Raw genomic sequence first — 11,626 nt, 5'->3', positions numbered from 1 at the left:
ACAAGGCGCTCATGTCCGTAGAAACTGTAACCGTCATACATACCGGCCACGTAGCCACCATCGTCCTTAATCGCCCACCGCACAACTTTGCTGACGCTGACCTGCTGCGGGAGTTGGCCGAGCAACTTGAAGTGCTAGACGCTGATGCAAATTGCCGCGCCGTAGTGCTAGCCTCAGATGGGAAAACATTCTGTGCGGGTGCTGACTTCAGCAGTTCCGGTGCAACGGAACTAGCCTCGTTCTATACACATGCGATGCGGCTCTTTCGAACGAAAAAGCCCATCGTTGCTGCAGTACATGGTGCTGCTATCGGCGCGGGTCTGGGCCTGGCGCTGGTAGCGGATTTCCGCGTGACCTGCGAATCAGCGCGCTACAGCGCCAGCTTCACGCGACTTGGCTTTCACCCTGGTTTTGGCTTGACGGTCACCTTGCCTCATTTGATTGGCGAACAAAAAGCCGCACTGCTTTTCTACACCGGTCGCCGGATCGATGGTGCTCAGGCATTTGCCATGGGCCTGGCCGACGAGCTGGTGCCCGAAGCTGATGTACGCGCACGCGCCATGGCTTTGGCGCAAGAAATTGCAATAGGCGCTCCGCTAGCCATCATCTCGACCCGCTCCGAGATTCGCCGTGGGCTGGCAGATAGGGTCACCGAAGCCAACCTGCGCGAGCGTGGCCATCAGGAGTTGCAGTTTGCGACCGCCGACTTCAAAGAGGGCGTGACCGCGATGGCCGAGCGGCGCGCGCCCGTTTTTTCTGGGAAGTGAACGAGTCATGGATGCACGCAAGGCTATAGATGCATCATTCGAAACGTATGACATAGCGCAATCAGGTATCCGGTCGTGACGACGATGTGGAAGAACGCTGAATGATCGATGCAATGCGGCATGCTCTGGATCGGCTTATCGCCAGAAAGCAACTGTTGGAACAGGCTCATTGATGACGGGTTCGATTGAAGTAAAAGTAACCTGCAAGACAGAAGAAGCGACCGACATCGCGAGTTTCGAGCTAGCCCGGCTGGACGGCGCGCCGCTGCCTCGGTTCAGCGCCGGTTCCCACATCGACGTGCACATTCCCGGAGGTCTGACCCGCCAGTACTCGCTGTGCAACGACTCCACCGAGCAGCACCGTTATCGGATCGCCGTGCTACGCGATCCGGCCTCGCGCGGCGGCTCCACCGCCATGCACGACACGGTGAAGGAGGGCGATGTGATTCGAATCAGCACACCAAGAAATCACTTCCCGCTGCAACACGCCAAACGCTCGCTGCTGTTTGCTGGCGGCATCGGAGTCACCCCTTTGCTGTGCATGGCCCAGCGGCTGGCCGCGATCGATGCGGACTTCACACTGCACTATTGCACCCGCTCAGAAGATCGCACGGCCTTCATAAAGGAAATCGAGGCATCGGATTTTTCGAAGCGCGTCAAGCTCCATTTCGACGCGGGCCCGCCGATAAATAGGCTGGACATTGTCGAAACACTCGCAGAACCCGCCGCGGACAAACATCTCTATGTATGTGGGCCGGGCGGCTTTATCGACTTCGTGATCAATAGCGCGAAAAACAACGGCTGGGGCCACGAGCAGATCCACCTGGAGTATTTCGCCAACACGCCGCAAGACACGTCCGGCAACGGCAAGTTTGAAGTGAGGATTGCCAGCACCGGCAAGACCTATAGCGTTGAGGCCGGCCAGAGCATCACCAGGGTGCTACAGGATAACGGCATTGACGTACTCACCTCATGTGAGCAAGGCGTTTGCGGCACTTGCATTACCCGTGTGCTAGAAGGCGAGCCAGATCACCGTGACCTCTACTTCACAGACGAGGAAAAAGCTAAGAACGACCAATTCACGCCCTGCTGCTCGCGTTCAAAAAGCAAGCTGCTGGTGCTGGATTTGTAGTCCTTCCGTAAGCGCGCGGGCAATCCATCTTCACCGCATGTCATGGTCGTATTTTTGAGGCTTCTTTGTCAGTCCAGCTAGACAAAGAATTCAGCGGCGTGCCAGACAGATTGATGCCAGTACGCCTTGTTCAGGCACTTAAGCCAAACCAGCCTTGTCCAAGCCCCAGGCCTTGTCATGAGTACCAGGTACGTTGCGGAATGCGATGTTGGCGCGGTTCCACCCATTGATGGCCATCACGCGGTAGGTCAGGTCAGACAACTCTTTTTCAGAAAACTGCTCTCGCACCTCAGCGTAGAGTTCATCTGAAACGCCTGTGGGTGCAATCTGGGTCAAAGCCTCAGTCCAAGCCAACGCAGCGCGCTCGCGCGGGGTGAACAGGGGCGACTCGCGCCAAATCGCCACGTGATGCAGGCGTAACTCGCGCTCCTGATGGATTTTGGCCTGCTTGATATGCATATCCAGGCAGAAAGCACAGCCATTGAGTTGCGAAGCTCGAATATCGATCAGGTACGACAGGCTGGTCTCGATGCCCGCTGCACTGATCGCGTTGCTGAATTCAAAGAACTTCTTGAACAGCTCAGGCGATTGCTGCATGTAGTTCAGGCGGGGGATATGGGTTTGCTGGCTCATGGTCTTCGGCTCCTGTTGATGAAGGGATGTAATTGATGGCTACACCCTGAAGACGTACAAGCCTGGCCATTTGTGACAGCTCAAGAGAAAAAAATGCGACGTCGAGAAAACTATGCAGCGTCGTTGCCATCTCCATCGCTGTGACGGTTAGCAAAAATCATGGCGATGCGGGCCAACTTGTCCGGATTGCGCTGTACGTGCAAGCGCAAGATCCTTTCACCATCCGTCTCGAAGGCCTGAACCGACTCCAGCTCGCCATCAATGAAGCGCAGCAGGCTCCACTGCCCGTTGATGACAGCCATTTCAATGCGCTGCACTGCACCGTGGCGCATATGCGTGGCCAGGAACAGTTGGGCAATACGCTTGCCGCCAAGCAACACTTTGCCAAAGCTGGGCACCTTACCGCCACCATCTCCGATTAGCTCGGCGTCTTCCACCAACAAGGCTTGCATGGCTGCGAAGTCGCCACGCCGTGCGGCATCTGCAAAGCCGCTGAGCAGACGGAAATGCTGATCTGACGACACCGTATGCCGCGGTCGCGCATCCTTCAACTGAAGTTTGGCGCGCGAGACAATCTGTCGGCACGCGGTCTCGCTTTTGCCGAGAGCCTTCGCCACCTCCGAATACTCCGCGTCGAAAATCTCGCGCAACAAAAAGGCTGCGCGTGCCTCTGGTGTCAGCCGCTCCAGCAAGGCCAGAAAGGCCACTGAGATATCGTCAGCTCGCTCCAATAGCTGCTCGGGACTGGCCGGCGAGCTGTGTATATCGCCTTCATCGAGCTGAGGTTCTGGCAACCAAAACCCAGGGTAATGTATGCGTTGCTGCTTGGCCGCGCGCAGCCGATCAATGGCCAGCCGTGTGGTCACGGTGACCAGCCAGGCTTCGGGGTTGTCCAGCTCGGCCTGGTCGGCACCGTGCCAACGGAGCCAAGCGTCTTGCACAACCTCCTCAGCCTCAGCCACTGACCCAAGCATGCGGTAGGCAATGCCCTGCAGGCGCGGGCGCAGGAGATCGAAGCTGAAAGGTGTCAGATGGGAGGTGTGGGTGTCGTCCATGAAAGCCTAGACGTAGGGCGCTCTATTTTGTGACATTCCGCCCCCTATGCCAATGGGCGCGGCCTCGTCCGGAGCCAAGCATACGCCGGAGTCTTGTGAGCGATAGCCCAACCGCTCCTCACGCCGCCAACCCACTCACCCCCGGCGCTTACGGCTCAGGCGGCGCAATGCTCGCACATCGGCCTGCACCGCAGCCAGCGAGGTGTTCAACGCTCGCTCAGCTTGTATGCGCCGCCACTTGGTAACCAGGCCTGCCGCCGCAAATCCCCAGGAGGCCCACTTGGCAGGAACATGGCGTACTGTTGCTGCGGCGTGCAGCACGCGCGCTCCGGTAGCCGCCACCGCAGGCAAGGCCGCCGCTCGCCGCGGCGGCGGCGGCGGTGGTGGTGGCGGCACCCGGTTCACTTTTGATTGGGGCAGCAAAACGGCAGGTTTTTCGTATTTCCCGGCAAATCGCTTAGAAACCATGTACCCGCCAACCGCCGCGAGCGCTGCCCACAAACCTAGGGCAGGAGAGACTCCAGCGGGCTCAGGCAGCCAGCTCCCTTTTTCCCGGAACTCGGCGGCCGATGGCAGTAGAGCGCCAACTGGCTCCTGACCGCGCCTGGTCACCGTAGCAACAGCGCGCTCTCCTTGCGTCCGCATTGGAGTACCCCTCGACTGCGCAGTCTCGGCATTGACTGCTGCAGCCTCAGCCGCGGCGGGCGGAATGGCGGCGCGAGAGAAATCGCCTTCCTGTTCGGCCAGTACGCGTGCGCAACTCGCAGAATACAAAAGCACTGCCGAGGCAAAATATATCCACATCAGAAGCACGACCAGGGACCCTGCGGCGCCATAAGCCGACACGACGGCAGCCGTGGAGAGGTACAAGGCTAAGGCGTACTTGCCCAAGCCGAACAGCACCGCCCCCACCGCCGCCCCTACGACCAGATGCCGCATGCGAGGCTGCGGCCCCGCACTCATGCGCATCAAGGCAACAAATAGCGCCGCGATGATGACCACTGAGACCGCCTGATTGACGACTGCAAGCAATTCCTGCGAACCCATGTATGCGCCACCCCAGCGCTCCAGCATTCCCAATAAACTCGAGATCACGAGCGACACCAGCATGAGAAACCCGATCGCGAGGACATAGGCCACCCCGCGCAAACGCAAAGTCGCGCTGTGCCACCAATCGTCCTTCACCTTCAGATCAGAGCCTTGAGTCCACAGGCGCTCGAACGCGGATTGAAGCTCGGCAAATACCCCGGTCGCGCCCATCAGTAACAAGCCAGAAGCCAAAATGGACGCCAAGATGCCCTGCTGGGGTTCTCTGGCGCTCTCCAGCGCAGCGCTCACCACTTCTGCTCCGCGGCTGCCCACTAACTGACGGATCTGCTCTGTGAGCGAACCAACAAGCATCTCTCGATCCAGCCACCATCCTATGCCCGCCACAATCAACACCAACAGGGGCGCGAGACTCAGAATGCCGTAGAACGACATAGCCGCACTCATGCGTAAGCCATCGGCTTCAGACCAGAGTTCAAACGAACGGTACAGCGGATAGAGAGCCTTAAGGCGCCCCCGGAAAACTGCCGGCACCGCGGCACCGGTGGGGGACACGGCGGATGAGGCTCGTGCAAATGGAGTGGAAGGCGTCATCAACGCACTTTAGCGCGACATTCCTCAATTGAAAGCAGATAGCGCCGTGATCGCTTGTCAGCAAAATCTGATTCTTGAAGCGCGCCATGGTCGAAGCGACCGGTTTCACTCCATCTGAATGCCCGCAGTCTTGATCACCTTCGCCCAAGTGTTGCGCTCGCTCAGCAACCGCTCAGCCACTTTGGCGGGTTGTGTCGACGGGTATGACAGCAAGTTCTTCGAGTGCAGTTGCTCCTGGAACTCAGCGGAGGCCAATGCGCGGTTAATTTCCGCGTTGATCTCGGTCACGACGTTCCGAGGCGTGCCTACAGGCGCCAGAAGCACCGTACGCGAGGTCACCTCGTAATCGGAGAGCTCTTTCACGCCTTGCTCCATCAGCGTAGGGATGTTGGGGGTGAAACGGGAGCGCTCGCGCGAACTCACGCCAAACGCGCGCAGCCGGTTGGCCTGGAGAAAGGCGTTAGCGGTGGAAATGCCGGTCAACATTAGCGACACCTGCCCACCCACAAGGTCAGCCTCCGCCTGACTCGGGCCTCGATAAGGCACATGGTTAACAGACACGCCGAGGGACTGTTTGAACATCTCCATCGCAATGTGGGCGTAACTACCCACGCCGCTGGACGCGTAAGCGTAGTGGCCGGGGCGTTTACGCAGTTCCGCAATCAACTCTGGCAAGGTCTGAGCCGGGAACGAAGGATGGCTCACCAGCACCACCGGAATCCAAGCCAGGTCCGCAATGGGCGTGAAATCCTTGACGATGTCGTAGCCAAGGTCCTTCTTCAGCGACGGACTGATCACCAGCGGCCCACCTGTCGTGAGCAGCAGCGTATACCCATCAGGAGCGGAGCGAGCCACATGCAGCGTGCCGACTTCGCCACCGCCGCCAGGACGGTTGTCGATCACGAAGGGCTGCTTGAAGCGCATGCCGAGCCGCTCAACCAAGATGCGACCCACCATGTCGGCCGTGCTGCCCGCACTGTAGGGCACGACCAACCGCACCGGCTTGGTCGGCCACGTCGGTTCGTTCGCATGGCCCTGCAAACCGAACAGCGCCAGTGCCAGTGAGGCCACCAGCTTTCCCAATGATCTGACGCGCATTGTTGTCTCCTTTAATAATGTCCGACATTATGATTTAACCTTGCCTAGCAAAGTCAAATAGGTGGATACCCTTATTTTGATTGACGTAAATGAAAAATTTCGACTTCGGCGGGTTACTTCAATCTAAGAATCTCGCCATAATGTCAGACATTAATTCAAAAAACACATGATCTCCATTTCTATGGCTGCGGACATTCCGTCTGCACACCCCCGAGTTTTCCATTTCCGTTCACTAGCGCAGCGCTTGTCCGATGCAGGGATCTACTGCGAACTGCTGCTAGACGGCGATCGTTTTGCTGGCGCACGCAGCATGGCATCGCTGGCCCTTGGCGAGGTGGATGGGGTGTGGGTGAATGCGTCGCATCTCGAGATGCTCGCCTCGCCGCTGTCGGTTTTGCACGAACCCTTTGGGCCTGGCGATAAGCAATGGCAAGTGCCAGGACGTGCCCAGGCCTTGGTGGAGTGGGTGGACAGCCATACCGCGCGCGCAGGCATCCGCACCCTAGCCGTGATGCGCGGTGCTGACCAATTGTTCGCGTCGGCCCGAGCTCCTATCAGCGACCTCGCGCAGCTCCAGGGCCAACGCGTGCGCGTTGCGGGCTCGGGCATGTACCAGTCGCTCATGCGCGAACTCGGAGCCGAGCCGGTCGTCATGCCGATTCCGGAGATTCCCAACGCATTCACCGGCCAAAAACTCGACCACGTGTTCACCTCGCCCGGTGCCTGGCAAACCCAGCTCGGTGATCAGGCCCCCTTCGCCACCTGGGTACCTGGCCTGATGTTCATCACCTACTTTTTTCTCTGCCGCACCGATTGGCTTGCAGCACTGCCCGCCGCGGTACGAGCAGAACTCGAACGGGCCGCGCAGTGCCACGTCACCGAAGCCTGGGGACAGATGCAGACAGACGATGCGCTAGCGTTGAAGCAGGCTGTGGAACGCGGCGCCGAGGTGCGGACGATCGACGACACCGCGCACTGGCGCGAACGCACGCAGGCGCTGCGCCAGGCACTGAAGGCTCGCCATTCCGAAGCCTATGCACAGCTGGAGGTCATCGCAAATGGGCGTTGAGGTTAGCGCATTGTTCAAGGAGCATACGCAGGCCCAGGACTGGCCGTCCTTGCACCGCTACCTCGAAACCAGGGGGCATGATCTGGACTGGCAAGCACATCCGCCTCGCCAGTTCTCAGGTGGGCTGGGCAACTGGAACTTCCTCGTGCAGGTGGATGGGCAGGCATATGTGTTGCGTCGACCGCCAAGCGGCCCGGTGCCGGTAGGCGCTAACGACATGGCGCGCGAGTACCGCGTGCTGAGTGGCCTCCATCCTCACTTCCCGCTGGCGCCGCGCGCCCTCCTTCACTGCGCGGATGCTGCCGTACTCGGCGCGCCTTTTGTGCTAATCGAATACCGCGCAGGAACGGTGCTGCGCGAAGCGCTGCCACCGGGCTTGTGTCAACCCGCGCAAGCCGCGCAGGAGTTGACGCAGAATCTGGTTCGCACACTGGTGCGATTGCATGCGCTCGATCCAGGTGAGATGGGCCTACAGACACTAGGCCGCCCCGAAGGCATGGTGGCACGCCAAGCGCGCAATTGGACGCTGCGTGCAGCAGCCGCGTTTGACGGTGGCATGCCCCTGCCGTTACGCCGGGTGGCCGAATGGCTTCAGCGGCCGCCACCGACGCCCGAGCGCACCAGTCTGTTGCACTCCGACTTCAAGCTTGACAACTTGATCTTGCATCCCACCACCTTGTCGCCAGTAGCCTTGATCGACTGGGACATGGGCACCCTGGGCGACCCATTGTTCGATCTGGCCACCTTGCTGAGCTACTGGACCGAGCCCGACGACCACCCCGCGATGCACGCCCTGGCGCAAATGCCCACCGCTGCCCCCGGCTTCGCGCGCCGCGCAGAGGTACTCCAGCAATACGCCGTGAGCACAGGATTGTCGATTTCCCACTTTTCCTACTACCGCGTACTCGCGCTGTTCAAGCTGGTGGTGGTGTTTCAGCAACTGTACCGGCGCGCTACGGTCGACGCACCTGATGGTCCACGCGCCCGGAGTTTCGCCGCGCTGGTTCCCTTGCTCATTGATTTCTCACAACATTGTCTGGCCCAGGAAAGGTACTGAATGTTCCCCCACGCTTCAACACCGTCGCTCGAAGACGAGGCCCTTGCCGCGAAAGTGCGTGCCTTCGTTCTTGAGAAAGTCATCCCCTACGAAAAAGACTCGCGCAACGGCGCACACGGCCCCACCGATTCGCTGCGGCGAGAACTCAACACACTGGCACGCGAAGCGGGCATCCTCTCACCGCATGTGTCCCGAGAATACGGCGGTCTGGCGCTCACGCACCAGCAGCGTGCGATGGTGTTCGAGGCGGCGGGCTATTCGCCGCTGGGCCCCATTGCGTTGCATTGCGCCGCACCCGACGAAGGCAATATGCACCTGCTGGAGAAAGTGGCCTCCGAGGTGCAAAAAGAGCGTTTCCTGCGACCGCTGGCGCAGGCCGAACAACGCTCTTGCTTCGCTATGACCGAGCCACCGCCCGGCGCCGGTTCCGACCCATCGCTGCTCGCCACCACAGCAGAAGGCGACGGTCAGCGCTTCGTCGTGAATGGCCGTAAGTGGCTCATAACCGGTGCACCCCACGCCGGCTTCATGATCCTGATGGCGCGTACCCTGATACGAGGTGAAGACCGGGGTGCCACCATGTTCATGGTGTCGCTGCCCAATCCAGCGGTGCACATCACGCGTTTGCTGGATTCTCTGGATTCGTCGTTCACCGAGGGCCATGCCGAGGTAGCCATTGAGAACCTCGAGGTCACGGCGAATGATGTACTCGGCGAGATTGGCCAGGGCTTTCGGTACGCCCAAGTGCGACTGGCGCCCGCACGCCTAACGCACTGCATGCGCTGGCTCGGCGCGGCCGAACGCGCGCAGGACATTGCCAAGGCCCACGCACGTACTCGGCAAGCGTTCGGCTCGGCCATTGGGCACCACGAAGGCGTGTCCTACCAGATCTCGGATAACGATATGGATCTGCACATGTCACGGTTGGTCACACGTCACGCGGCGTGGACGCTGGACCAAGGCGATTCGGGTGGCTTTGTATCCAGCCGCGCAAAAGTAATGGTCTCGGAAGCGGTCTATCGTGTGGCGGACCGCTGCGTACAGATTCTGGGTGGACTAGGGCTCACCGCCGACACTATCGTCGTGCAGATCTTCCGTGAGGTGCGCGCGTTTCGCATCTACGACGGTCCTTCAGAAGTGCACCGCTGGTCCATGGGACGTAAGTTGCTGCGCGCGGACAAGCAGGAGAAGGCATGAGCGCCAGCGACCTGTTTTCCGTAAAGGGGTTGCGTGTGATTGTCACCGGCAGCACACGAGGCATTGGTCTGGCGATCGCGCAGGCGTTTGCGACCCATGGCGCGCGCGTTTGCATCACCGGCCGCGACGGCGTCACTGCCTCGCGGCTGGCCCGTGATCTGAGCGCCGAAGCAGTCGGCCTGGCAATGGATGTTGCGTCGGAAGCATCGGTGCAATCCGTCGCTGCACAGTTGCAGTCTCTATGGGGCGGACTGGACGTGCTGGTCAACAACGCCGGCATCGATCCTCATTACGCCTCGATGGAGTCCACCGAGAGTGCGCAGTGGCACGAAGTGCTAAAGACCAATCTGGACGGATGCTTCTTTTCCTGCAAACATTTGGGAGCGTTGATGTTACCTTCGGGCCGCGGGAACATCATCAACATCTCCTCTGTCGCAGGACAGACTGGCCTGCGCCGCCAGGTGCCCTACTGCGCCAGCAAAGGCGGTGTCGAACAACTCACACGCGCGTTGGCGCTCGACTGGGCGGACAAAGGTATTCGGGTGAACGCGATCGGCTATGGCTTCATTCGCACAGCGCTGACTGCTGGCATGACGGCGCACCCACACATCGCGCCACGCCTGCTGGCGCGAACGCCTATGGGTCGGTTTGGTGAAGTATCAGAAGTCGCAGGAGCCGCCTTGTTTCTCGCTTCACCGGGCGCCTCCTATGTGACGGGCCACAGCCTGATGGTCGACGGCGGATGGAGCGCTGCATGAGTTCCGAACCGAACGCCACACCTTCTAGCACCTCTAAGAAAAGGCACGCATTACAGGGCACCAAGGTGCTCGATCTCACACGACTTCTGCCCGGTGCCACATGCACCATGCTGATGGCCGACCTGGGTGCCGACGTACTCAAGATCGAGCAGCCCGGCATTGGCGATTACAACCGCAGCTTCGAGCCCATCGCCCGCAAGGAATCTGGCTCGTTCCTCCTGCTGAACCGCAACAAGCGCAGCATGACTCTCAACCTCAAATCGGCTGCGGGACGCGAGGTGTTTCTCCGCCTGGTGCGCGAGGCCGACGTCGTGGTGGAAGGCTTCCGGCCCGGGGTAATGGACCGCCTGGGCCTGAGCTACGAAAAGTTGCACGCGGTCAACCCACGTCTTGTCGTATGCGCGATCTCCGGCTTCGGGCAAACTGGTCCGCTGCGCGAGGCCTCCGGCCACGACCTAAACTACATGGCGCTTTCGGGTGCATTGCAACTGTTCGGCACGCCCGAGACTGGGCCTATTGTGCCGGGGCTCTCGATCGCCGATGTGGGTGGTGGTTCGTTAATGGCTGTCTACGGCATCCTCGCCGCCTTGCTCGCGCGCCAAGGCACAGGAGAAGGGCAGTACGTCGATGTGTCGATGTTCGATGGCGTGATGACCTGGTTGGCGTATCACGGCGCTGATACCCTGTTTGCCGGCATCGAGCCAAGGGGGGGGGAACGCCCCTTCATTGGGTCCGCGCCTTGCTACAACGTCTACCGTTGCGGCGACGGCCGCCACCTGTCGCTGGGCATCATCGAAGCCCATTTCTGGGAGCGCCTGTGCGAGATGGTGGCTCGGCCCGAATGGAAGACCGACCAATGGCCTCAGGGAGCGGCCGCCGCCGAGCAATTCCGCGAACTGTCGGCACTCTTCGCGTCCCTGCCGTTGGCACACTGGGTAGATCGTCTCGCACGGGCTGATATCCCGGCCGCACCGGTGAATGGCATTGCAGAGGCATTCGACCATCCGCAAGCACGGGCCAGGCAATTGCTCTACGAATGCGAACACCCGGTAGAGGGCATCATCCCGCAACTGGGCTTCCCGGTGAAGTTCTCCGGCACGCCCGCTGAACACCGCCTACCGCCCCCACTGCTGGGCCAGCACACCTCGCAGGTCCTGGCATCTCTGGGATACGACGGCGAATCGATCGCAGAAATGGAACGCGACGGCGTTGTCTGAAC

Annotated in this window: 11 protein-coding genes; 7 read left to right on the top strand and 4 right to left on the bottom strand. The window is 60.3% G+C overall.

Features of this window, described 5'->3' with window-relative positions; translation table 11 throughout:
* Window positions 1–11: 11 nt before the first annotated feature.
* Both G518_RS0113115 and G518_RS0113110 read left to right on the top strand, forming a co-directional pair.
* Entirely contained in the window at window positions 12–767 is a 756-nt protein-coding gene (locus G518_RS0113115) for an enoyl-CoA hydratase/isomerase family protein (RefSeq protein ID WP_028602936.1), read from the top strand.
* A gap of 172 nt (window positions 768–939) precedes the next feature.
* Complete coding sequence (locus G518_RS0113110; RefSeq protein WP_028602935.1) at window positions 940–1,899, top strand: PDR/VanB family oxidoreductase; 960 nt, start codon at window positions 940–942, stop codon at window positions 1,897–1,899.
* Between the two features lie 138 nt (window positions 1,900–2,037).
* Here G518_RS0113110 and G518_RS0113105 read toward each other — a convergent pair whose 3' ends face one another.
* The 4 genes from G518_RS0113105 to G518_RS0113090 form a co-directional block, all read right to left on the bottom strand.
* Window positions 2,038–2,532, bottom strand: a complete 495-nt coding sequence (locus G518_RS0113105) for a carboxymuconolactone decarboxylase family protein (RefSeq protein WP_028602934.1) — start codon at window positions 2,530–2,532, stop codon at window positions 2,038–2,040.
* 110 nt (window positions 2,533–2,642) lie between these two features.
* Window positions 2,643–3,587, bottom strand: a complete 945-nt coding sequence (locus tag G518_RS0113100) for an RNA polymerase sigma-70 factor (RefSeq protein WP_028602933.1) — start codon at window positions 3,585–3,587, stop codon at window positions 2,643–2,645.
* Between the two features lie 135 nt (window positions 3,588–3,722).
* The gene (locus G518_RS41450) at window positions 3,723–5,228 is read right to left on the bottom strand and encodes a YhjD/YihY/BrkB family envelope integrity protein (protein WP_084651766.1); all 1,506 of its coding nucleotides are present in this window, start codon (window positions 5,226–5,228) and stop codon (window positions 3,723–3,725) included.
* A gap of 105 nt (window positions 5,229–5,333) precedes the next feature.
* A complete protein-coding gene (locus tag G518_RS0113090; RefSeq protein ID WP_028602932.1) occupies window positions 5,334–6,326 on the bottom strand; it encodes a Bug family tripartite tricarboxylate transporter substrate binding protein in 993 nt (330 codons plus the stop codon).
* 166 nt (window positions 6,327–6,492) lie between these two features.
* On the opposite strand from G518_RS0113090, the gene G518_RS0113085 reads away from it, so the two are divergent.
* The 5 genes from G518_RS0113085 to G518_RS0113065 are packed head-to-tail and all read left to right on the top strand — an operon-like array spanning window position 6,493 to window position 11,624.
* Complete coding sequence (locus tag G518_RS0113085; protein ID WP_028602931.1) at window positions 6,493–7,395, top strand: TRAP transporter substrate-binding protein; 903 nt, start codon at window positions 6,493–6,495, stop codon at window positions 7,393–7,395.
* Window positions 7,385–8,452, top strand: a complete 1,068-nt coding sequence (locus G518_RS35020; protein WP_051236571.1) for a phosphotransferase family protein — start codon at window positions 7,385–7,387, stop codon at window positions 8,450–8,452. Before G518_RS0113085 ends, G518_RS35020 begins: the two co-directional genes overlap by 11 nt.
* Window positions 8,453–9,649, top strand: a complete 1,197-nt coding sequence (locus G518_RS0113075) for an acyl-CoA dehydrogenase family protein (RefSeq protein WP_028602930.1) — start codon at window positions 8,453–8,455, stop codon at window positions 9,647–9,649.
* Window positions 9,646–10,407: an SDR family NAD(P)-dependent oxidoreductase gene (locus G518_RS0113070; protein ID WP_028602929.1), complete on the top strand. Its 762-nt coding sequence runs from the start codon at window positions 9,646–9,648 to the stop codon at window positions 10,405–10,407. The genes G518_RS0113075 and G518_RS0113070 overlap by 4 nt, the downstream gene beginning before the upstream one ends.
* A complete protein-coding gene (locus G518_RS0113065; protein WP_051236569.1) occupies window positions 10,404–11,624 on the top strand; it encodes a CaiB/BaiF CoA transferase family protein in 1,221 nt (406 codons plus the stop codon). The genes G518_RS0113070 and G518_RS0113065 overlap by 4 nt, the downstream gene beginning before the upstream one ends.
* Window positions 11,625–11,626: the final 2 nt, after the last annotated feature.

Source organism: Ottowia thiooxydans DSM 14619 (assembly GCF_000422885.1).
Taxonomy (GTDB): domain Bacteria; phylum Pseudomonadota; class Gammaproteobacteria; order Burkholderiales; family Burkholderiaceae_C; genus Ottowia; species Ottowia thiooxydans.
This window is presented reverse-complemented; position numbering and strand designations above follow the sequence as displayed.